This is a genomic window from Streptococcus sp. 5346, assembly GCF_013277455.1.
Classification (GTDB): Bacteria; Bacillota; Bacilli; order Lactobacillales; family Streptococcaceae; genus Streptococcus.
Window position 1 is genome coordinate 187,392 of record NZ_VMMY01000009.1, and the last position, 23,737, is coordinate 211,128.

Genomic DNA, 23,737 nt, shown 5'->3' on the forward strand with positions numbered 1-23,737 from the left:
TACTACTCAATCACTTGAGTTTCCGCTACTTTCTTGTACCAGTGAGCTGATTTCTTCGGATAACGTTCTTGCGTTTCAAAGTCTACATAGAAGAGACCGTAACGTTTTTCATAACCGTTTGACCATGAGAAGACGTCCATCAATGACCAGATGAAGTAACCTTTTACATTCGCTCCATCTGCAATCGCATCAGATAAGACTTCCAAGTGTTGTTTCACGTAATCAATACGGCCATCATCATAAACAGTATTGTCTACAAACTCATCTTTATATCCAAGACCATTTTCAGTGATGTAAATCTTCTTGTAGTTGGGATAATCTTTCTTCACGCGCATGATTTGGTCATACAAACCTTGAGGGTAGATAATCCAATCCCAGTCCGTACGTGGCACATAATCCGGAGCTACACGACGACCAACACCTTTGATTTGGTACTTAGAGCTTCCTTTTTCACCCTTACCGTTATGGATGATTTCAGTCTCTCCATCAAAGGCTTCCATCCAGTCACTCATATAGTAGTTGATTCCTAGGAAGTCATTCAAGTCTTTTGCGGCTTCTAATACTTCGAAATCTTCGTCACGCAAGTCAAGCTTTCCACCATTGGCTGATAAAATATGGTTGACACCTTCCATGGTTTCAGCTGAATAGCGACCTAGATAAGTTGCATCCAAGATAAATTTATTGTGAATAATATCTTCCAACTCAGCTGCACGAACATCTGCTGGATTTTTAGGATCCAAAGGATACTTGGTTGGCAGAGCGTGAACAACACCAATTTCACCTTTATAGCCTTTATCTTTATATAGTTTCACAGCGCGTGCATGAGAAACCATCATATTGTGGTGCGATTGGAAAACTTTGGCAAGGTCGTACTGAATACCTGGAGGGAATTTCCCAACCAAGTATTGACCATCACCGATTGGCCCAATTTCATTAAAGGTTGTCCAATAGTTTACTTCTGGAAATTCTTCAAAACAGAAAGCTGCGTAGTCTACAAAGTGTTCAATATTTTCACGGTTTAAGAAGTCTCCATTTGAATGTAGAGCTTCTGGCGTATCAAAGTGATGAAGAGTTACAAAGGGCTCAACATGACGTTTGTGGCACTCTGCAAATAGATTATGATAGAACTCAACCCCCTTGTCATTAACCTTCCCATAACCAGTTGGAAAGATACGTGACCAAGCGATTGAAATACGGATACCATTGACACCATACTCTTCTGCTAGCTTAAGGTCAACTGGGTATCGATTGTAAAAATCACTGGCTGGTTCTGCAGTGTACCAGTAGTTATCTTCAAGATATTTATCCCAAGCAACTGGTCCTTTTCCATCAGTATGCGTAGCACCTTCTGCTTGATAGGCAGCTGTTGCGCCACCGAAAATAAAGTCTTTTGGTAATGTTTTTGTCATACTTTTCACCTATTTCTTGATTTAAATAAAGTAAAAGTGAGAGGAGAGGAGTCAGTGAGCCATCCTTCTCCATCTCACTTCTTGTACCGAGTCACCAAATTGTGACATGAGGAGGTAAAAACGATATCTTTTTACCGACGAATTAACAAGGCGATTAGGAAATTCGCCATAGTGATTTCCGTAACGAGAGGAGACTATTTCACAGTTCCTAGCCTTAATCGAATTGTGACATGAGGAGGTAAAAACGATATCTTTTTACCGACGAATTAACAAGGCGATTAGGAAATTCGCCATAGCGATTTCCGTAACGAGAGGAGACTGTTTCACAGTCCCTATAGTTAATCGAATTGAGCTTGTACGAATGCAAGAGCACCTTTTCCATCACGGGTTAATTTGATGTATTGAGCGCCTTCTGTCTTGGCAAGTTTAATACCGAGTTTATCGGTTTCTGCTTTCATGTCTTCAAAGTTTGAAGCAACTTGAGGGGCAAGAATAACTAGATCAAACTCTGGCAACATTTCACGGTGAGCACCATAGCCACCTGCTGCTGCTTTCACAGGAACATTGTACTCTGCTGCTGCCTTGTTCAAAGCATTTGCAAGGAGACCACTTGTCCCTCCACCTGCACAGAGAACGAGGACATTTGTTTCTTCAGTGATGGTATTTTGAGCTGCTTCTACACCTGCTTTTTCAAGAATAGCATCTGCTTTTGCAGTGTTGAAGTTTGCAGCAACTTTTTCTTTCAATTCATCATTAGATTTACCTGAACGCTCTTCTTCAAGAATTTGTTCATCATAGACTTTAAGGAATGGATAGTAAATGACTACGTCAACCACGATTAGAAGGGCAGCAAGAATGAATGATAGAACTTGGAAGTTAGTTCCAAGAACTAGACCTAGTGGAGCTGGAGTTGTCCATGGTAGATTAGCAGTAAATGAATTCATTCCAAGAGTTTCAATGAAGAATTTAAAGATCCAAACGTTTGCGATAGGAGCAAAAATAAATGGAATGAAGAAAATCGGGTTCAATACAAGCGGTGCACCAAACAAGATTGGTTCATTTACACCAAAGAAAGTTGGAACTACTGAAGCACGTCCGATTGCACGGTTACGTTTAGATTTTGTTAACCACATGAACATGAATGGAACAACTAGTGTCGCACCTGTACCACCCATGGTAACGATAAACATTTGTGTACCAGAAGTAAGAATCTTGTCAGCGTGCATACCTTGTTGGAGAAGGTTCAAATTGACTTCGGCATTTGCATAGGTAATAGCTGCGATAGCTGGTTCAACGATAGATGGACCATGAATCCCAACAAACCAGAAGAAGGCAAAGGCACCAAAGATAATGGTAATACCTAGATAGCCATCAGCTGCAGAGAATAATGGAGCAAAGAATTTACCGATTGATTCTGCCACACTAGAACCAACAAAATGACGAGCTAGCAAATCAAGAGCATAAAGTGAAACCACTGAGAGAGTGAATGGAATCACATCTTTAAAGACTTGTGAGATATTAGGTGGAACTTCGTCAGGCATACGAATAGTGACGTTATTCTTAACACAAACCTTATAGATTGCTACGGTAACAAAGGCAGCAAGGAAGGCTGAAAGCAAACCTTTTGTCCCCAAGAATCCAGTAGCTAGGCCATTTTCGATAGGATCAGCTGCCAACATCAACAAACCAACAATTGCTGCCAACAATGTTGACATATAGTTGATTTGATTGGTTTTCTCCATGCTACGGTTGACTGAGTCGGTCAATGACTTAGCTGTTGTACCAGCTACCAACAAAGCCAAAATCCCCATTGAATAGCTATAAGGTTTCATCAGAAAAGCTACAACTTCATCAGACCATTTAAAGCCCCATGAGTTTGGTACAAAGGCAATCAAGATAAAAATACTTGAGAAGAGAATAACAGGCATACCTGCAATGAAACCATCACGAATAGCACGAAGATAGATATTACGAGATAGTTTCTCAAAGAAAGGTTTTCCTTTCTCAATAAATGCAATTAGTTTATTCATTATTTAACTCCTCTCTTATAGAGTTCGATTAAGTGGTGCATCAAATCTTTTAACAAGATAGTTGTCATCAAGTGGTCTTGGCCATGCATCATGGTCACACTATAGGCTAAATCCTCACCAGAAGCTTCCTTAGTCAATAGACTTGTTTGCGCGTGGTGAGCCTCAGCGATACAGCTGCCAGCTTCCTCTACCAGAGCGTCCGCTTTTTCAAAATCACCAGCTTCAGCAGCCTTCAAGGCTTCCAATAGTTTTGAACGAGCGTCGCCAGCATAGGCTACGATTTCAAAACCTAACAATGTTACTTCTTCTCTATTCATGATAGAATTCTCCTTATATAGTTTTAATTAAATTTTTATGACAATAAACGTTGGATATGTAGAACTAGATAAACTCGTTCACTTTTATACAAATCAAGACCTGTATGTTGCGTAATCACATCATAGATCTTGGAGCCAATCTCGAACGCTTTTGGATAGGATTGCTTGATATGGTCTTCCATATCAAGAAGTGATTGGTTATCATCTCTAGATCTGTCTAAATAATCCAAGAAATAATTCAAATGGATCATAAATCGATCATAGAAATGGGTATTCTCTTTGGTTCGTTGAATTGCATAGTCCTTTAAAACTTCTTCAACATTCCTGAGAATTTCTTTCCTCTTATCAATCGACTCCACAAGTTCCACTTCATTTTCACCTTCGGCATTGATGAAATGATAAGCAATCCGAATAATTTCGTCCTCAGGAAAATTATCTGTCAGTTTTTGACGATAAATTCCAAATGCTTCATTTGCGATTTGAAAAGCGACAGGATACTTGGCGGAAATATCTGGCAGATTGCTATCCTTGTACCTTCCTTGTGCTAGAGCTTGATAAGAACAGTAAATATGATCTGTCAAGGTTACATAGAGATACTCTTGAATCGGATAGTGATATTTCTTTGATAGCTTATCAATGATTTCATAAGTCACTGTGATAAAATCAAGCGGAACATCTTTGAGGAGAGCCATAAAGTTTTCTCTGGACTCTTCGGTCTTCATCCGAAAGATTTTCTCAACCTGATTTTCAGCAATCAAATCTCCCTTCTTCTTTCCAAATGCAATCCCCTTACCAATCACAATCACTTCTTCTCCCTTATCATTTCTGACAAGCGAGACATTGTGATTCATTGGATTTAGAATTCGATACATGTCAACCTCCTTTTATATTTTAAAGGTATATGAGTATAAAAAATGACCACAAATGAACTAGAAAATCAGCCGATTTCTAATTCACCTGTGATCATGCCTAATATTACTTAGTAACACTCACCTTGTATTAACTTGTGATTTAAGTATAGCACAAGTAAGTTATTTTGTAAACCTTTACATACAACTTTTTTTAAAAATTTTTAGATTCATGTTCCTAACCTAGGAGGACTTTCTTACACGCGTTCTTTCCATGAAGTCGCTGTTGTTTGAAGAACTTTGTTGAGTTCGTCAATATTTTCAAATCCAGTTGTGCGAAGCCATTCGCGAGCTGCTGCTTCACCATCTTTGATGTAAGCTTCAACTGATCCAGCCCATGTTGCACGGCCACAAAGAACTCCGTTAAAGTTTGCACCTGATTCATGGGCAAATACAAGAGTATCTTGGAAGAGTTTAGCTGATACACCAGCACTCAAATAGATGTATGGCAAGTTAGTTGCTTCATCTTGTGCTTTGAAGAAGGCTGCTGCTTCTTCACGTGTATAAACTACTTCACCTTCAGCGAAGCCTTCAACATATTTAATGTTAACAGGAACTTCAACTTTCAAGACATCAATGTTAAAGCGTGGGTCTGAGAAGACTTTCATAGCACCGATAACTTTGTGTGGTTTTACTTTAGCGTATTCTACAGAACCTGCATCAGCAATGTTTTCATCGTAAGCAAGGATTTCAAGGAAGAATGGGATATCTTCAGCCACACATTCAGAACCGATACGTTCGATATAAGCTTGTTTTTCTTGGTTGAGTTCGTCTGAGCTATCTACGTCATAGTAAAGCAAGAATTTAACTGCATCTGCACCTTCTTCTTTAATACGTTTTGCAGACCAAACATCCAAGCAGTCTGGCAAACGTTTTGTACTTGTTGTGTCATAACCTGTTTTTTCATAAGCAAGGAGAAGACCAGCTTTTTCATCAAGAGCTTTAGTCGCTGGAAGTCCATATTCAGGGTCAAGAAGCATAGATGAAGCGTATTTAGTCAATTCATCTGCTACCAAAACTTTAAGTTCTTCCATTTGAGCTACAGTTGGTTCTTCTGTTTGGTGTTGAGCCATGAGGCGTTTCAACGCACCACGTTGGTCAAATGCAAGAGCTGAGATGATACCATTTTCATCAGAAAGTTTTTCTAAGCGTGCACGTTTTTGTTCTGTTAAAGCCATTTTATACCTCTTTTACTATTAATTGATCATATAGAGCTTGATAGTTGGCCATGTTGACATGACCAGTCATTTTTTCTTGAGCATTGAGCATACCAAGGACATTTGCCTTGATGAGTAATTCTGCATCCGATTCTTTGTGAAGAAGTCCTGAAGAAATTCCTGCCACAGTAGAGTCTCCAGATCCAACAGGATTTACTACCTGAATTCTAGGAATATCTACCTTGTAGAAAGTGTTACCATGTTTGGCAAAAGCACCGTTAGCACCAAGTGAAACGATAATCCATTCAATACCTGCAAACAAAGGTTCTTGAAGGACTTCTTTTAATTCATCCAAATCCTCAGAAACTTCTCTTCCAAGAAGCTGAGACAATTCCTCATTATTTGGTTTGATGACTGTTGGTTTATGTGGTGATTCAAGAACCGCTTGAAGTGCTGCACCAGAGCAGTCCAAGACAACAGACTTGCCAGCTTGATTAGCAAGTTCTACCAAGCTCGCATAGTAATCAACTGGAACGCCAGCTGGCAGACTACCTGAGATAGCTACTACTTCAACTGAGTCCAAGAGTTTTTTGAAATGATCCAAAAAGCCTTTTTCTTCCTGTTCCAATACTTCAGGACCTTTTTCAAGAACTTCTGTTTGGTTGTCACCGTGGAGAATAGCAATACAGTTCCGAGTTTCTCCCTGAATTGAGAAGAAATCTTTCTTTACTTGATCATCGATATGTTCAACCAAAAACTCACCAAGTTTGCCACCCACTAAACCAGTAGCAAGAACAGAATCCCCAAATTCTGAAAGTACGCGGGTAACATTGAGTCCCTTACCACCAGCCGTTTTGGTTACATCCACCACACGATTGACAGTATCAATCTTCAACTCATCCAAGGGATAGGAAATATCAATGGATGGGTTCATTGTGACTGTTAAAATCATAGGTTACCTCTTAGTCGTGGTATTCTCCGCGATCCCATTTTTCAAGGAATTCCGTGAAGAAGTTTGCGTCAGCTTGATGTGCATTGTGACTTTCAACGTGTTCAATTTTCGCAATCAATTTCTTGTTTTCTTCAGATGGTTTGTATTCAGCATGGATGAAAGCTTCAATAATATCACACATGAGCAATTCACCAGTAATCTTACCACCAAAACCGATAACGTTGGCGTTCAATTGTTCTTTAGCATAAAGGGCTGTTGTCATATCACGAACCAAGGCAGAACGAACACCAGGAACTTTATTTACAGCGTTGTTGATACCAACACCAGTACCACAGATACATACTCCAAGATCAGCTTGACCGCTAGTTACAGCTTCCCCTACTTTTTTACCAAAGATTGGGTAGTGAGTACGTGTATGGTCATATGTACCAAAGTCAATGACTTCATATCCTTTTGATTTCAAAAATTCTGAAACCGCCATTTTTTCATCTGTTACGATGTGGTCACATCCAATTGCAATTCTCATTTTTAACTTACCTTTCTTACTGTAATCTAATTAGCACATTTTGTTCAACATATCAACACGAATTTGGTGACGTCCACCATCGTATTTACCGTTAACAAATCCTTTAGCGATGTTTTTAGCCAATTCATCACCAACAAGTTGTGCACCCATAGTGATCATACGTGAGTTGTTGTGGCCACGAGTCATATAAGCTGAACGTTCGTCAGATACTTCTGCAGCAACCATTCCTTTGATTTTTGTTGCGACCATAAATGGACCAGCTCCATAGGCATCAATTACGATACCAAGGTTTTGTTCTTCTTTGTTTACTTCTGCAGCAACAGCGAGAGTCACATCAACAAAGTCTTGACCTTCAGCTGTAACATCCACAACGTGGAAGTTTTCTTTTTCTAAGAAGTCTTTCACAACTTCTTTCAATCTCAAACCTGCAGCATCTGCACCGATAACAATAGACATATTGTATACTCCTTTTTATTTTTTCTATGCTGGATTCCAGCAGTGTATTGGCTGTCTTTAAAAAACAGTCAATTAGTCCTCACAAACATAATATACTACTATTGTTTGAAAAAGTCAACAGTTTGTGTTTGTTTTTGTTATTTATTTTTTACTTTTTTATAAAACTTCTATCTCAAACCCTATTTCTTCAACCTGATTGGCTTCTAAGAGACGAACATTCTTCTTATCTTCTAAATGATCTCCTTCTTCAAGGGATGTTGACAAGCCAGACCATGGCTCAAAGGCAATGAAAGGCCCCTTGTTCAAAGTTGACCAGATGATGAGGTTTGGAAACTCTGCAAAGTGCACTTTCAATCCCTTATCATGTTTACGAGAACGAAGGGCAATTGTTCGAGATTGCAATTCATCCAAAGTCACTGCATCTGTGCTGAAAAGATCATAGCTTAGATCTAATTCTTTTTGACCCTCTAGCCATGGACTTCTATCATGAAAATCCAGCATACCCGTGTCTGGGAAAGGACGTGGAACAGAGCAAGTCTCTTCTTTCTCAAACTCTAAATAGTAATCTTCATAGACTTCATCATCCAGTAGAGGACAATTAAATCCTGGATGTCCACCAATAAAGTAAGGCATGACCTTGCTAGTTTCTTTATTAAATATTTTGTATTGAGTCCGTACTGTCTTGCCAGTAAGGCTATAAGTGATTTCTAGGCGGAAATGATAAGGATAGTTTTGATAGCTATTCTCATCGTCTTCAATTGCAAAAGTTACACTCTTGTCTGTCTGTTCAACTAATTCAAATTCTTTCTTACGAACCAAACCATGACGAGGGATGATTCCTTGGATTTCTTGTCCATTATCATCTATATAGACGGCTGTATCATCTCTCAATGAACCACAAATGGGGAAGAGAACAGGAGCTTGTCCACTCCAATAAGTAGCATCCCCTTGCCACAAATACTCAACTCCCTCAGCATCTTTCATAGAAGAAAGAGCCCCACCAAAACTGTTAAATTCAACTCTTAATTGTTCTGATTTTAATTCAATTACCATTATTTTCTCCGATTTCTTAATAGTTTATAAAAAACTAGGCTGTCACTCCTAAACGGTATGACAACCTAGTTTCAACAATTTACACTCTGCGAAAATCCAATTCAAACTTCGTCAGCGTCGCCTTGCCGTACTTTAGTACAGCCTGCGGCTAGCTTCCTAGTTTGCTCTTTGATTTTCATTGAGCTTACATTTTATAGGAGCGCATTATTTTGCTTTTGCTGCGTACTCTTCGTTACGTTTGATCATTTGTTTTCTGTACCAAGCAAAGATACCGATATAGAATACCAGGAAGACTACTGCACCAAGGATTGCTTTGATATCACCTGTTGTAGTGTTACCAATTGTCCAACCAAGAAGTTTTTCGATTGGTCCTTCAAGAGTTGAGTGAGTGATCAATTGAGTTTCACTCACACCTGCTGGGAAGGCACCTACACCTTTAGCAAGTTCTGTTGCAAATGGTGCGATAAGTGTACCTGAAAGAAGGAAGAGTGGCAACAAGAGTGTTCCAAAGATAATCATACGGAGCAATTTACCACGTGTTACAACCAAGAGAGCTGGAGTAACACCCATAGCGATGATACCTGCAAGTGGCAAGATACCATTTCCGACTTTTGAAAGAAGCACAGCTTCAACCAACATGATTGGTGCAAGTACGTTAGCACAAGCCCAGATTTCAGCACGACCAGCGATGAAAGGCCAGTCAAGACCGATGTTAAATTTACGTCCTTGAAGACGTTTAGTAGCAACGTTTGTAATACCTTGTGATAGTGGTTCTACGGCTGCGATGAACCATGAACCGATAAGTGAGAAGAGTTCCAAAGATACACCGGCAGTCAAACCAAGAGACAACCATCCTCTGATAACAAGACGCCATTTATCTGCATCTTCAACCCCTGCAATTGGATGTGGAGTTCCCATAATACCGATAACAATACCAAGGATGAAACCGATAAAGAATTTAGAACCCCAGAAACCGATTTTCTTATTCAATTTTGCGGCGTCAAAGTCGTATTTATCAAGACCTGGGAAGAATTTTTCAAAAATCTTATCCAAAACCATGATAACTGGGTTCATCATGTAGTTCATGTGAGTTGATGTCATTGGTGATGAACTTGGAGCGTTAAGAAGGTCATCAAATGTAGGTTTCATCAAGTCAGAGTTGATAATTTTCAACACACCAACAAGGACGATAGCTGCTGTAGCAATAAAGAGTGAAACCCCTTGACTCACACCATTGTTGTCAGCATACCATTTAATCAAAAGACCTGTGATAGACAAGTGCCAGATATCGAAGATATCGACGTCAAGTGTATCTGTTTTCTTCATAGCAAGCATCACTATGTTGACAATCAACATGATGAGCAAGAAGTAAAGTGTCCAAGCAGATCCCCAAGTGATTGTTGCAAGTGGTGCCCAACCAACGTCAGTGATACTCAATTGGATACCAGTGTTTTCAACGAATTTTGCTAGTGATGCTGAGAAAGCAGTGTTTAGCATACCGATGATGGCACCGATACCTGTAAGAGCGATGGCAAGTTTGATACCACCTTCAAGCGCTTTGGAGAATTTCACTCCAAAAAGTAAAGCCAATACTGTCAAAATGATCAACATGATGACAGGACCACCCATATCTAAGACGGGCGTGAAAACCTTTTTGATTAGGTCAAAGATTGCATCCATAACAGTTCCTCCCTTTTTATGTTATATGAATGTTAACAAATTAGAATTAGCTTAATCCGTGTTCTTTGATAGCTGCTTCAATATTGTCAAATACTGGAGCACTCATAGCTGGGATACGGAATAGGATTGGTCCAGCTTCGATAACTGGAATACCTGGGTCAAAACCAAGGTCTGTCGCAGCAATTGGTGTGAAGATGTCATAACCTTTGATAAGGTCTTCGTTAACATCTTTGACCATGACTGCATCACAGTGAACATCGTAACCACGGTTTGAAAGTTCTTCTTCAAGAGCACTTTTAATTTGGTGGCTTGAGTTAACACCTGCACCGCAGGCAGCAAGAATTTTAATCATATGGATCTCCTCCGATTTAATATTTTTAATAGACAAGATTAAGCGATTGCTTCAGCTATATAAGCATAGAGGGCTTCTGGTTCAGAAATCTTTGATAGGTCTTCAAGATGACCATTTCCTGTGAAGAAGTCCATCAACTGAGCAAGAATGTTCGTTTGACTTGAACTCGAGTTATTGATGATAAAGAAGAGCAAGGATACTTCTACTTCCTTATCCGGCGCAATCATATTGTGGAAAGTCACCGGTTTCTCTAATCGAACCACTACAACTTTCTCCGCTAAATTATGAACAATATCTGTGTGAGGAATAGCCACATTCGGCAAATCCTTACCCAAAAATTCCATATCCAAGCCAGTTGGAAATGACTTTTCACGCGTGATCAAGGCTTCACGATAGGTTGGAGTCACGATTTCTCGTTCTTCCAATAAAGTTGCAACCTGATCAAAGAGATGTTCTTGATTATTCGCTTCTAAGCAAAACACAAGGTTTTTGTCAAAGAAATGATCTAATCCCATAAAGTTTTCCCTTCTTTCCATTAACTTTATGCCATAAGTATAACACTATATGAAATCGTTGTCAATAGTTTTCTGTTGATTTTTGTCTCTTTTTTTATATTTTTGTTGTGTTTATAGTTTGTTATATAAAAATAAACACACAAACAAATACTCCAAGCATTTTTTATGTTCTAATATTAGAGCAAACTAGGAAGCTAGCCGCAGGTTGCTCAAAACACAGTTTTGAGGTTGTAGATAAGACTGACGAAGTCAGTGATCATATCTACGGTAAGGCGACGCTGACATGGTTTGAAGAGATTTTCAAAGAGTATGAAAACTAAAAAAGCAGACCATTAAAGCCTGCTTTACTATTGATTCTGATATAAATTTCCTGTGAAGAAGGAAAGGCATTTCTGATAACTTATTCTTCATCCATGCTCAAGACGCTGAGGAAGGCTTCTTGTGGGACTTCTACTGATCCGATGGCTTTCATACGCTTCTTACCAGCTTTTTGTTTTTCAAGGAGTTTACGCTTACGAGAAACGTCACCACCATAACATTTAGCAAGTACGTTTTTACGAAGGGCCTTGATGTCAGTACGAGCGACAATCTTGTGTCCAATAGCTGCTTGGATTGGAACTTCAAATTGTTGGCGAGGGATGATTTTCTTGAGTTTATCAACGATGAGTTTCCCACGTTCGTAGGCAAAATCCTTGTGAACGATAAAGCTAAGGGCATCTACCTTGTCTCCATTGAGAAGGATATCCATTTTCACCAGCTTAGACGGACGATACTCTGACAATTCGTAGTCAAAGCTTGCATAACCACGAGTTGAAGACTTAAGCTTATCAAAGAAGTCAAAGACGATTTCAGCAAGTGGAATTTGATAGATGACATTAACACGGTTATCATCGATATAATCCATAGTCACAAAGTCCCCACGCTTACGCTGAGCTAATTCCATTACTGCCCCGACAAACTCCTGTGGTACCATAATTTGCGCTTTAACATAAGGCTCTTCAATGGTCGCAATCTTGGTAGGATCTGGGAACTCAGATGGGTTTGACACATCCATAGACTCTCCGTCGGTCAGATTGACTTTATAGATAACAGACGGAGCTGTCATGATAAGGTCGATATTAAACTCACGTTCCAAACGTTCTTGGATAACATCCATATGGAGAAGTCCAAGGAAACCACAACGGAAACCAAATCCAAGTGCCTGAGATGTTTCTGGTTCAAATTGGAGACTAGCATCATTCAGCTGCAATTTTTCAAGGGCTTCACGTAGGTCATTGTACTTGTTTGACTCGATAGGATAGAGACCCGCAAAAACCATAGGATTCATCTGTTTGTAACCATGTAATGGCTCTGCTGCAGGATTGGTTGCCAAGGTAACGGTATCACCCACACGAGTATCCTGAACAGTCTTGATAGAAGCCGCAATATAACCAACATCACCAGTCGCAAGGAAATCACGACCAACTGCCTTGGGTGTAAAGATACCGACTTCCGTAACATCAAAAGTCTTGCCATTGCTCATAAGCTGAATCTTATCGCCAGGTTTAACCACCCCATCCATAACACGCACTTGGAGAATAACCCCACGGTAAGCATCATAAACTGAGTCGAAAATCAAAGCCTTAAGTGGCGCCGTCACATCACCTGTTGGAGCTGGCACTTTTTCTACAATTTGCTCAAGGATTTCCTCTATACCAATACCAGCCTTAGCAGAAGCCAAAACTGCTTCACTGGCATCCAAACCAATGACATCTTCAATCTCCGTACGCACGCGCTCAGGATCTGCAGCTGGTAGGTCAATTTTGTTAATGACTGGCATGATTTCCAAATCATTATCCAAGGCCAGATAAACATTGGCAAGGGTTTGAGCCTCAATCCCTTGAGCGGCATCTACCACCAAAATAGCCCCCTCACAGGCAGCTAGCGAACGCGAAACTTCATAGGTAAAGTCTACGTGTCCCGGCGTGTCAATCAAGTGGAAAATATAAGTTTCCCCATCTTTTGCAGTATAATTCAGCTCGATGGCATTTAACTTAATGGTAATCCCACGTTCCCGCTCTAAATCCATACTATCCAAAAGTTGAGCTTGCATTTCACGACTGGATACTGTCTCTGTCTTTTCCAAAATGCGGTCTGCTAGAGTTGATTTCCCGTGGTCAATATGGGCAATAATAGAGAAGTTACGGATCTTCTCCTGTCGTTTTTTCAATTCTTCTAAGTTCATGATTCTCTTCCTTTCAGGGTATCTATTTATTATAAATTGTTTTTGACATTTTGACAAGACCATACCCTGCTAGGAGTACTAATCTTCAGCGACAAAGCCGTCATTTTCGATAAAGTGGTGTTCTGTCATTCCTTGGTCTGTAAAGACAATCCCATGAAGGACACCACCATAAACAGCTCCTCCATCCATCCCAATCTTGCCATCTTCTGTAGTCCAAAGCTCAGCAGTACCACGCTCTTGCTTCAGCAAACCATAAACTGGTGTGTGACCAAAGACAATGGTTTTTCCAGTATGATTTTCGGCTTCGTGGAATGGTTTTCTAAGCCATACTTTCTTGTAATCTGTAGTTTCATGCCAGTCATCCAATGTCAAATCAATACCCGCATGTACAAAGATATACTTGTCTGTCTCTACTACAAATGGCATTTGACGAATAAATTCGACCAAGTCTGCCGCTTCAGTAGCAACACGCTTGGCATCCTCAACTCCATCAACTGGTGCATCCAAGGGACGACCTAGGATAGAGTTAATGCTTGTATCTCCACCATTGCGACGATAATGGTCATAGCTTTCTTCTGGGTCATCGAGCCAAGTCAAAAACATATACTCGTGGTTTCCTGACAAACAGATTGCCCCTTGATTATCGACCAAGTCCTTAACTATCTCTAGGACACGGCGACTATCTTCACCACGGTCAATCAAATCCCCTAGAAAGAGTAACTGGGTCTGACCATCCCATGTTTTGAGAAGGTCTTCTAGCATCCCAGCTTTTCCGTGAACATCTCCAATTACATAATAGTCTGTCATCTTATTTCTCCCTGTTTCTCAACAATTCTCTGGCTTGCGTCAGGGCTGCTTCCGTCACATCATCACCTGCTAACATCTTAGCAACTTCCTCTACTCGCTCTTCAACCGTCAAGAGACGAACAGTCGAAACTGTTGAATGGTCATTACTAATCTTCTCAATAAAGAATTGATAATCCGCAATCGCAATCACTTGTGGCAAATGGGAAATAGCTAGTACCTGACCGTGCTGGCCAATCTTGTGAATCTTCTGCGCGATAGCCTGAGCTACACGGCCTGAAACTCCCGTATCCACCTCATCAAAGACAATACTTGTCTTGCCTTCTTTACGAGAAAAGGCAGACTTAATGGCTAGCATGAGGCGAGACAATTCTCCGCCAGATGCAACCTTGACCAAGGGTTTAAAGTCTTCACCAGGATTGGTTGAAATGTAAAATTCGACCATTTCATTGCCCTCACGACTGAATTTGCCCTTGCTAAAACGAACCTGAAACTGGGCTTTTTCCATATAAAGATCTTGCAGTTCTTGTTTAATCTCAGCCTCGAGCTGCTGAGCCAAGTCATGACGAGCAGAGGCAAGCTGACCTGCCAAATTAACAAGATTGACTTCTAATTTTTTAAGCTCTGCTTCCATGTCCTCAGACGAAAGGTTATTACCTGTCAAGAGATTGTATTCTTCCGTAATCTTGGCAAAATAAAGCAAGACATCGTCTACAGTCCCACCATACTTACGGGTGATGGTATGAAGGAGGTCCAAACGATTCTCAACCTGCATAAGACGATTTCCGTCAAAATCAAGGTCCTCAATAATAGCTTCCAGACGCTTGCTAATGTCTTCTAAGACATAGTAGGTCTCAGATAGTGAGCTTGAAATTTCACGATATTCAGGGTCATACTCTTCGACACTTTCCATGTCATTCATGGCTGAACGAACATTGGCCAGACTCGAGAACTCTTCATTGTCCAACATACTGTAGGCATTGGTCAGCGTATCCGCAATATTTTTATGATTGAGAAATTTATCACGCTCTTGATTGAGAGCCAGATCTTCTCCAGCTTTCAAGTTTGCTGCCTCAATCTCTGCCATTTGAAATTCCAACATTTCGATACGTGCCTTGTGTTCCTGTTGGTTTTTCTTGACTTCCAGAACCTGCTTACGCATTTTACGATAGGCATCAAAACTCGTTTGATAGGTTTCTTTCAAGTTCCAAAAAGCTATATCACCAAATTCATCCAACATCTGGATATGCAGTTGGGGACGCATTAACTCTTCTTGGTCATGCTGACCATGAATATCTACTAGATGTTGTCCAATAGCACGCAAAACAGACAGATTGACCATCTGGCCATTCACACGGCTGATACTACGACCATTTTGCAGAATTTCCCGACGAATGATAATCTCATCACCCAATTCTAAACCTTGCTCATCAAAAATTTCCTGTAAAAGGCGACTATTCTCAACTGAGAAAAGCCCCTCTATCTCTGCCTTTGGCGCACCATGACGAATAACATCTGTCGTCGCACGAGCTCCCAACATCATATTCATGGCATCAATGATAATCGACTTCCCTGCACCCGTTTCACCAGTCAAGACAGTCATCCCCTTTTCAAAATTGAGGGAAATAGCCTCAATAATGGCAAAGTTTTTTATCGAAATTTCAAGTAACATATAGACCTACCAATTTTTTACTTGTTCAAAGATTTCCTCAGCTAGACTTTCACTTCTGGCAATGACTAAAATCGAACTATCATCAGCCAAACAGCTAAAAATCTTATCCGCAAAAGTCTCGATTAACTGAGCTTTTACAAAAGCTGTATTTCCTGGAATAACTTGGAGATTAATCATCTTATCCATCAATTCAGCTGATTCAATATTGTCTTCAGCTAGTTGCAAACTTTTCACGATTGATTTTGGCAATTCGTAGACATAGGTGTTGTCTCTCAAAGGAATTTTGACAATGCCCAGCTCTTTGATATCTCGTGATACCGTTGCCTGAGTGGCAGTGATGCCCGCCTCTTTCAAATGTTCTACGATTTCTTCTTGCGTGCCGATTTGATAATCTGTCACAAATCGTCTAATTTTTTCAAGTCTCTCTTTTTTATTCATTTTTAAATTGACTATGCGCCCTCTCTACTACTTCTTCAATCTCAGCAAGAACTTGATTGCTTGCTGACTCTTCTTTTTTCAAATACGCTAAAAATTCTATATTTCCATGCCCACCTTGTATGGGAGAAAAATCCAATCCAAGGACTGAAAAGCCTTCCTCTACTGCCATAGCTGTGACAGATTCAAGGACATGTTGATGAACCTTGGCATCTCGAATAATTCCATTTTTCCCAATCTGCTCACGTCCTGCCTCAAACTGGGGCTTAACCAGAGCCACAACCTGACCTTGATTAGCCAACACACGGTGCAAGGCCGGAAGAATCAGACTGAGGGAAATGAAACTCACGTCAATACTGGCAAAGCTCGGTTCCTTTTCGAAATCGGTCTTTTCAGCATAGCGGAAATTAAACTGCTCCATGCTGACAACTCTCGGGTCCTGGCGTAGTTTCCAAGCCAACTGATTGGAACCAACATCAACTGCAAAGACTAACTCAGCACCATTTTGCAACATGACATCGGTAAAACCTCCAGTAGAGGCACCGATATCAATCGTGGTCGCTCCATCAACTGACAAATCAAAGACCTGCAAGGCCTTTTCTAATTTCAAGCCACCACGGCTGACATACTTGAGTTTTTCACCCTTGAGTTTTAGCTCGGTGTCGTCCGGGATTTTCTCTCCTGGTTTATCAAACCGTTCTCCATTCAGGACTGCTACGACTAGTCCAGCCATGACACCGCGCTTGGCCTGTTCTCGCGTTTCAAACAAGCCCTGTTTATAAGCTAGTACATCCACTCTTTCCTTAGCCATTGATTCTCAAACTTTCTACTACACTTACAATTGATTCTGTTTCAAAGGGAACCTGCTGAGCAATTTCCTCTAGTTTTGCATTAGCTTGATCCAAGGTTTGGTTACAAAAGGCAATGGCCTCTTCCAAGCCCAACAAGGCAGGATAGGTTGACTTTTCTGCCTGCAAGTCCTTTTGTGGTGTCTTACCGATTTCCTCAAAACTGGCGGTCACATCCAGTACATCATCTCGAACTTGAAAAGCAAGCCCAATCAATTCACCAACCGTTTTCAGCTTCACCTGCATCTCAGGTACCAATTCGGCTATAATAGCAGCCGCTTGAAAGGGATAGGCTAGTAGTTTCCCAGTCTTATTAGCATGAATGATCTGGAGTTCTTCCAAAGACAAATGTTGGCGTTCTCCCTCCATATCCAAAACTTGCCCTGCTACCATGCCTAGACTTCCTGAAGCAAGAGATAAGTTGGCAATCAAGTCCACCTTAATCTGACTTGGCAAATCTGCCTGCGCTATCAAAGCATAAGGATCTAGGAATAAAGCATCTCCAGCCAAAATAGCCATTGCTTCGCCAAATTTCTTATGATTGGTTAACCGCCCTCGTCGATAATCGTCATCATCCATAGCAGGTAGATCATCGTGAATCAAGCTCCCTGTATGAATCATTTCCAAGGCCGCGGCCACTTGGGCATGAGCAGGTTTGATAGCAACCTGCAAGGCTTCCAGAACTTCTAACAAGAGAAAAGGTCGAATACGCTTGCCACCAGCATGAATGGAATAGAGAACAGACTCTCGCAAACTAGAGGCAAACTGCTGGTCTCCATAAAAGTCTTCCAGGACTGACTCGACAAGAGCTAATTTTTCTTGCTTCTTCATTCAAAATCACTTTCTGTTCCGTCTTCTTGCATGACCTTGACCAAGGTCTTTTCAGCCTTGTCCAGCGTCGCTTGGAGTTCTTTTGACAAGACCATACCCTTTTGAAAGGCAGCAATCGCATCTTCCAGAGCAATTTCACCATTTTCCAAACTCTGGACAATAGTCTCCAGTTCTGCTAGATTTTCCTCAAATTTCTTTTGTTTTGACATCTTTAACCTCTAATTCTACTCGACCATCTCGCATCAAAAGCGTCACTTGGTCTGTTTTCTTCAAATTTTCAACCGAATCAACTACGGACTCTTCTTTTTTGACAATTGCATAGCCACGCGCCACGATTCGACTGGTATCCAACATCAGCAAGGCTTCCGAAAGTCGCTTCACTTCAGCAACCTTGGCATCATAAACCAGCGCCATTTGGCTACGGAGGAGCTTGTCCAACTGGCCTAGACGGTCTTGATAACGTTGAATTTTGGTAACAGGTGATAATTGTACCAGTTGATGCGTCCTTGCTTGGACCAATTGCTTGTTATCAGAAATCCGTGTTCGTAAACTTTGTTTTAAGCGCAGTTGCAATTGATCCAAGCGTTGCAAATAGCCATCATACAAACGCTCTGGCTGTCTAAAGATAACAGACTGACTGCATTTTTTCAAAGCTTCTTGTTTCTTCGATAGGACATTTCGGACTGCTGTTGCCATCCGTTTTTCCTGATTTTGCAAATGAGCTAATACATCCAACTTGGTCACAGGTGTTGCTAGTTCAGCTGCAGCTGTCGGCGTTGCAGCCCGCCTATCTGCCACAAAATCCACCAAGGTCACATCCGTCTCATGTCCCACACTAGAAATGATTGGCAAACGAGATTCAAAAATAGCTCGTACCACAATTTCTTCGTTAAAAGCCCAGAGATCCTCGATGGAACCACCACCACGACCAATAATCAGCAAGTCCAAATCGTCCCGTTGATTAGCACGCGCAATATTTCGAGCAATTTCCTCTGCAGCCCCTTCACCTTGAACCTTGGTCGGATAAAGAAGAATGTCGACACCTGGAAATCGCCTGCTGACAGTCGTGATAATATCTCGAATAACGGCTCCACTGCGGCTGGTCACTACACCAATTCTCTTAGAAAATTGGGGCAGAGGTTGCTTGAACCTCTCTTGAAACAGGCCTTCTTCTGTCAATTTTTTCTTGAGTTGTTCAAACTGAATCGCAAGCGCCCCAACTCCATCAGGCTCAGCCTTTTCAATGATAATGGAGTAGCTACCACTTGGTTCATAGACCTGCACACGCCCAATCACATTGATCTTCATCCCTTCTTCAAGGTCGAAGCCTAATTTCTGATAAATCCCAGACCAGATGGTCGCTTGAATAACTGCATGGTCATCCTTTAGGGAGAAATATTGGTGAGTAGGTCGTTTACGAAAGTTGGAAACTTGACCAGTTAAATAGACCCGTTCCAAGTAAGGGTCTTTATCGAATTTCATTTTCAGATACTTGGTCAAAGTTGTTACCGATAAATACTTTTCCATCTCCACCTACTATTCATTTACTTGCTCTTTCATGGGTATTATTATACCAAAAATATGCCTAAAAATCTCCATTTATGTACCATTATAAGGGAAAAATAGAAAAAGGAGGCAAGGCCTCCACATCTGATTATTTGCTGTTTCGAGCTTCTTCCAAAATCTTTGCAATCTTGGTCGTCAAAAGATCGATAGCCACTGTATTGCTAACCCCTTCAGGAATGACGATATCAGCATAACGCTTAGTCGGCTCGATAAACTGATGATACATAGGTTTAACCACACCTAAATACTGGTCAATAACGCTATCAAGACTACGGCCACGTTCTTCCATATCGCGCTTGATACGACGAATAATGCGCACATCATCATCCGTATCCACAAAAATCTTGATATCCATCAAATCGCGCAGACGCTTGTCCTCCAAGACCAAAATCCCCTCAACGATAAAGACATCCTGAGGCTCCTGACGATAGGTCTTGCTACTTCGTGTATGCTCTGTATAGTCATAAGTCGGAATGTCCACCGGACGCCCTGCCAACAATTCCTTAATCTGCTCAATCATCAAGTCTGTATCAAAGGCAAAAGGATGGTCATAGTTGGTTTTGACACGCTCTTCAAAGGTCAAATGAGACTGATCCTTGTAGTATGAATCATGCTCAATCATGGAAATCTTTTCATCAGGAAAATGCGATAAAATGGCTCTTGAAACACTGGTCTTACCTCCACCAGAACCACCTGTCACTCCGATAATGATTGGTCTATTTTGCATGCTATCCTCCGTTTTTTTATCCGTCGTCTATTCTATCACATTTTTTACAAAATTTATAGTCTGATTTGGATAGTCTAGGGGAAACAACACTCCCCACACCCCAGTTAGACTAGCTAAAAACCTTTCGTGGTTTGTAGAGATTGTCCCGTTTTTCTAGAATAGCTAGCAATTGATCGCCTTCAAAGGCAGCTAATTCTTGTTCTGTTTGTTCGAGCTCTATAAAACGACCAAAGCGCACTTCTGCAGCCTCTTCTGGACTTAGGAAAACTTTGACAAGGTCTCCTGTCCCAATCTCTAGAGGATGAAGAAAGTCCAATTGGCCAGCCCCCACTTTTGCAGCAATTTCTTCCAAGGTAAGAGCATCTTCTAGTTGCAAACCAGCTGCACTAGTCCGTGTTAGATGTGACATATGAGCCGCATAACCAAGCTTCTCTCCCAAATCAACTGACAAGGTACGGATGTAAGTCCCTTTACTGCATTTTACACGGAAAGTAAAACATGCAAGATGATCCTCATAAGAAATTGGACTTGTCCGCTCAAATTGATAAATGGTCACCTGACGTTCTGGACGCTCCACTTCTTGCCCAGCACGCGCATACTCATAAAGCTTACGACCATTGACCTTGACAGCTGAATACATAGGCGGAATCTGAGTAATAGGCCCAGTCAAGCTAGCAATCGCTTCATCGACAAGCTTTTCATCCAAGGGCGACAGAACGGGTGTCTCAGCGACCACTTCCCCACTGGCATCCTCTGTCATCGTGGAATAGCCGAGAGTGATTTCCCCCTCATAGACCTTGCCCTCATCCTGCATAAACTCGACCATCCGCGTCGCCTTGCCAACCGCAATGGGCAAAACACCCACCACATCCGGATCCAAGGTCCCACCATGACCAATCTTCTTTGTTCCCAAAATCTTACGCAGTTTAAAAACCGCATCATGCGAGGTCATCCCCGCTTCTTTTTTTAAGTTGATAATACCGTTCATATCTTGCTTTCTGATTTCCTGATACCTTCTAATTTTTTTCCCTACGACTTTTTAGCTTTTGTTTCTTAAAATCATAAAAGTTAATTTTTGCTTCCTGCATTAGTTTCTTAAACAATTTTGTTTTACTGCACATTATAATACTGTGAAGTTCCCCATCAATCTCTATAATTAATTGTCCATTTTTTATTTTTCTTTTCTCTTTTTGTAATTTTAACTCTACAGATTTAAAGAAACTTTCTAATAAAGATTGATTTTCGATATAAAATTGATAATAAATCTTTAGTAAATTAAGGTGAAAATCCATAAGAGTTGTTGTAAAAGCAATATTTGCTATATCTCCATACATATGCCTAATTTCATCACGAATTTTTGTGAAAGCTTCCTTTGATGACTTACTGAAATTAAACTTTTCACCTTCTTTTAGTATATAATCTAAATTAAAGCTATACCTATTTTGATTGAAATATAAAGGAATGTGCCCATGCAATGCGAAATTTCTTAAAGTCATAATTAATATATACGAAAGCTCTGAATCATATATTTTGTTTATCATTTTTTCTAACTTTTGTGAATACTTTTTATCAAAGTTGATTAACAAATCAACTAAAGTCTTAGATGAACTCATTAAATTTATAAGTAAAGAATTAATAATAATGAATTCATCACCATTCAAACCATTTTGTTTCCTTATGTTATCGTTAGTACCCAACTCAAAGTGATAAAATATTTGACAAAAATTAAAGATATAGACATGATAAAATTGATTGATTGTATGTAACTCATCTGATGTACTTAGAAAATTAACAATTAACTTTTCATTTTCTTTTGATAGATGAACTATGTCATTCAAATTGAGATCAGGCATAGGTATTAAACTTTTATTATTCATTATATAATTCCCCATTCATATTGTTGAACTAGTGCCACCATACATTACAAATGAAACTACTCCCCCTTCAGCGCTTCAAACTTCGCTTTCATGGTTGGATTTTTTCGAGTCAATTTTTTGACCGAAACATCTTCCAATTTATTGTTTGCAAGGCGGAGTTGGTTTTCAGATGTTGTTAGGAACTTTTTAACCTCTTCCATACGTTTGATAGCCTTGTCGATTTCATCGATTGCCTTACCAAAGTTGGTAGAAGCTGAATTATAGTTCTTAGCAAAGGCCTGTTTAAAGGCATCCAAGTCTTCTTCAAAATGCGTAATATCAATATTTTGTTCGCGAACCAAGGCCAACTCTTGCTTGTATTTAAGGGAATTAAGAGCCGCATTTCGCAAAAGCCCAATCAACTGAATAAAGAACTGAGGACGGACCACATACATCTTTTCATACTCGTGACTGACGTCAACAATCCCTGTGTTAAAGTAGTCATTATCGGCCTCAAGCATGGTCACCAAAACGGCATATTCACAGTTCTTCTCCCGACGGTCCTTGTCCAATTCCTTGTAAAAATCTGCATTCTTGTGCTTCTTCTCTGTTCCATCTGCTTCATTTTTCATCTCAAACATGATGGAAATAATTTCGACTCCATTTTCATCACACTCCCGAAAGATAAAGTCACCCTTAGACCCACGCGCTGAAACCTTGTTATCCTTCTCAAAGTAAGCATTTGGGAAGGCGAAACTACGGACCTTGTTAAACTCACTCTCTGCATAGTGTTCCAGACTTTCACCGATGGCTTTTGTAGATTGTTGAGCTTTGAAATTCTTATAAAATTCGACTTGTTCACTAGCTGCTTTAAGCTGAGCTTCGTAGTTTTGTTTAACAGAAGCAAGAGAGAGTTCGTTTTCTTTTTCTTGCAAGAGAAGCTGATTTTTAACCTGGTCTCGTTCTTTTTCTAGGTAAGAAAGGGTCTTCTGTAGTTGATTTTCATGTTCCAAACGCAAGGTGGCCAATTGGTTTTCCAAGGCCTGTACTTCCTTATCCTTAGCCAATAAGGCCTGATGGCTTGTCTGTTCAACCTCTTTCTTGGCCAATTCTTTTTCTGTATCAAAGTTTTGGATTTGACTCTGCAATTGCGCAATTTCTTGGTCTTTTTGAGCCAGTTTAGACTGTTGTTCATTCATGGCCTTTTGCTCAGCCAAGGCCAGTTCCTGCTTCATCCGGTCGTGCAATTCCTTATCAAACTCTGCCGTTCTCACTTGGGATAAAAGTTCAGCATACTGACTTTCATTTACTGTAAAGACTTCCCCACAGTTGGGACATTTGATTTCGTTCATAGCGTTCCTCTTTCTAGACTTCTTTATCCATTATATCATGCCTGAAGGAAAATCAAAAACAGCGAGT

24 protein-coding genes are annotated in these 23,737 nt (G+C 40.4%); all 24 read right to left on the bottom strand.

The window, feature by feature from the left end; genetic code table 11:
* Positions 1–2 precede the first annotated feature (2 nt).
* The 24 genes from lacG to HT732_RS06995 all read right to left on the bottom strand — a co-directional run bounded on the left by lacG (position 3) and on the right by HT732_RS06995 (position 23,670).
* Positions 3–1,409, bottom strand: coding sequence for a 6-phospho-beta-galactosidase (gene lacG, locus HT732_RS06880; RefSeq protein ID WP_173254423.1), 1,407 nt, complete (start codon positions 1,407–1,409; stop codon positions 3–5).
* A 338-nt stretch (positions 1,410–1,747) separates the two neighbouring features.
* The gene (locus HT732_RS06885) at positions 1,748–3,439 is read right to left on the bottom strand and encodes a lactose-specific PTS transporter subunit EIIC (protein WP_120164205.1); all 1,692 of its coding nucleotides are present in this window, start codon (positions 3,437–3,439) and stop codon (positions 1,748–1,750) included.
* Positions 3,439–3,756 carry a PTS lactose/cellobiose transporter subunit IIA gene (locus tag HT732_RS06890; protein ID WP_001078331.1) on the bottom strand — a complete coding sequence of 106 codons (318 nt, stop codon included), beginning with the start codon at positions 3,754–3,756 and terminating at the stop codon, positions 3,439–3,441. The genes HT732_RS06885 and HT732_RS06890 overlap by 1 nt, the downstream gene beginning before the upstream one ends.
* A gap of 35 nt (positions 3,757–3,791) precedes the next feature.
* Positions 3,792–4,628 (bottom strand): transcription antiterminator, encoded by an 837-nt coding sequence (locus tag HT732_RS06895; RefSeq protein WP_173254424.1) that lies wholly within the window; start codon positions 4,626–4,628, stop codon positions 3,792–3,794.
* A gap of 233 nt (positions 4,629–4,861) precedes the next feature.
* Positions 4,862–5,842, bottom strand: coding sequence for a tagatose-bisphosphate aldolase (lacD, locus tag HT732_RS06900; RefSeq protein ID WP_173254425.1), 981 nt, complete (start codon positions 5,840–5,842; stop codon positions 4,862–4,864).
* A 1-nt stretch (position 5,843) separates the two neighbouring features.
* The gene (locus tag HT732_RS06905) at positions 5,844–6,773 is read right to left on the bottom strand and encodes a tagatose-6-phosphate kinase (protein ID WP_173254426.1); all 930 of its coding nucleotides are present in this window, start codon (positions 6,771–6,773) and stop codon (positions 5,844–5,846) included.
* A gap of 10 nt (positions 6,774–6,783) precedes the next feature.
* A complete protein-coding gene (lacB, locus tag HT732_RS06910; protein WP_033681832.1) occupies positions 6,784–7,299 on the bottom strand; it encodes a galactose-6-phosphate isomerase subunit LacB in 516 nt (171 codons plus the stop codon).
* A 30-nt stretch (positions 7,300–7,329) separates the two neighbouring features.
* The gene (gene lacA / locus HT732_RS06915; RefSeq protein WP_000029277.1) at positions 7,330–7,755 is read right to left on the bottom strand and encodes a galactose-6-phosphate isomerase subunit LacA; all 426 of its coding nucleotides are present in this window, start codon (positions 7,753–7,755) and stop codon (positions 7,330–7,332) included.
* A gap of 156 nt (positions 7,756–7,911) precedes the next feature.
* A complete protein-coding gene (locus HT732_RS06920) occupies positions 7,912–8,808 on the bottom strand; it encodes an aldose 1-epimerase family protein (protein WP_173254427.1) in 897 nt (298 codons plus the stop codon).
* Positions 8,809–9,012: 204 nt separating this feature from the next.
* Positions 9,013–10,488, bottom strand: a complete 1,476-nt coding sequence (locus HT732_RS06925) for a PTS galactitol transporter subunit IIC (RefSeq protein ID WP_173254428.1) — start codon at positions 10,486–10,488, stop codon at positions 9,013–9,015.
* Positions 10,489–10,534: 46 nt separating this feature from the next.
* Complete coding sequence (locus HT732_RS06930) at positions 10,535–10,840, bottom strand: PTS sugar transporter subunit IIB (protein WP_000590549.1); 306 nt, start codon at positions 10,838–10,840, stop codon at positions 10,535–10,537.
* A gap of 38 nt (positions 10,841–10,878) precedes the next feature.
* Entirely contained in the window at positions 10,879–11,355 is a 477-nt protein-coding gene (locus HT732_RS06935) for a PTS sugar transporter subunit IIA (RefSeq protein ID WP_000521985.1), read from the bottom strand.
* 400 nt (positions 11,356–11,755) lie between these two features.
* Positions 11,756–13,579, bottom strand: coding sequence for a translation elongation factor 4 (gene lepA / locus HT732_RS06940; RefSeq protein WP_001047207.1), 1,824 nt, complete (start codon positions 13,577–13,579; stop codon positions 11,756–11,758).
* A gap of 78 nt (positions 13,580–13,657) precedes the next feature.
* Positions 13,658–14,386, bottom strand: a complete 729-nt coding sequence (locus HT732_RS06945; protein WP_173254429.1) for a metallophosphoesterase family protein — start codon at positions 14,384–14,386, stop codon at positions 13,658–13,660.
* A gap of 1 nt (position 14,387) precedes the next feature.
* Positions 14,388–16,055: a DNA repair protein RecN gene (gene recN / locus HT732_RS06950; RefSeq protein WP_173254430.1), complete on the bottom strand. Its 1,668-nt coding sequence runs from the start codon at positions 16,053–16,055 to the stop codon at positions 14,388–14,390.
* 6 nt (positions 16,056–16,061) lie between these two features.
* Entirely contained in the window at positions 16,062–16,493 is a 432-nt protein-coding gene (locus tag HT732_RS06955; protein ID WP_020900686.1) for an arginine repressor, read from the bottom strand.
* Positions 16,486–17,301: a TlyA family RNA methyltransferase gene (locus HT732_RS06960; RefSeq protein ID WP_173254431.1), complete on the bottom strand. Its 816-nt coding sequence runs from the start codon at positions 17,299–17,301 to the stop codon at positions 16,486–16,488. Before HT732_RS06960 ends, HT732_RS06955 begins: the two co-directional genes overlap by 8 nt.
* Complete coding sequence (locus tag HT732_RS06965; RefSeq protein WP_173254432.1) at positions 17,294–18,169, bottom strand: polyprenyl synthetase family protein; 876 nt, start codon at positions 18,167–18,169, stop codon at positions 17,294–17,296. The genes HT732_RS06960 and HT732_RS06965 overlap by 8 nt, the downstream gene beginning before the upstream one ends.
* Positions 18,166–18,378 carry an exodeoxyribonuclease VII small subunit gene (locus tag HT732_RS06970; protein WP_000043226.1) on the bottom strand — a complete coding sequence of 71 codons (213 nt, stop codon included), beginning with the start codon at positions 18,376–18,378 and terminating at the stop codon, positions 18,166–18,168. Before HT732_RS06970 ends, HT732_RS06965 begins: the two co-directional genes overlap by 4 nt.
* Positions 18,356–19,696, bottom strand: coding sequence for an exodeoxyribonuclease VII large subunit (xseA, locus tag HT732_RS06975; protein ID WP_173254433.1), 1,341 nt, complete (start codon positions 19,694–19,696; stop codon positions 18,356–18,358). The genes HT732_RS06970 and xseA overlap by 23 nt, the downstream gene beginning before the upstream one ends.
* A 127-nt stretch (positions 19,697–19,823) precedes the next feature.
* On the bottom strand, positions 19,824–20,462 hold the full coding sequence (gene udk / locus HT732_RS06980; RefSeq protein ID WP_001181376.1) for a uridine kinase: 639 nt from the start codon (positions 20,460–20,462) through the stop codon (positions 19,824–19,826).
* 109 nt (positions 20,463–20,571) lie between these two features.
* Positions 20,572–21,450 carry a tRNA pseudouridine(55) synthase TruB gene (gene truB / locus HT732_RS06985; RefSeq protein ID WP_173254434.1) on the bottom strand — a complete coding sequence of 293 codons (879 nt, stop codon included), beginning with the start codon at positions 21,448–21,450 and terminating at the stop codon, positions 20,572–20,574.
* A gap of 28 nt (positions 21,451–21,478) precedes the next feature.
* Complete coding sequence (locus tag HT732_RS06990) at positions 21,479–22,339, bottom strand: hypothetical protein (protein WP_173254435.1); 861 nt, start codon at positions 22,337–22,339, stop codon at positions 21,479–21,481.
* Between the two features lie 56 nt (positions 22,340–22,395).
* Entirely contained in the window at positions 22,396–23,670 is a 1,275-nt protein-coding gene (locus tag HT732_RS06995) for a DUF2130 domain-containing protein (protein ID WP_173254436.1), read from the bottom strand.
* Positions 23,671–23,737 lie beyond the last annotated feature (67 nt).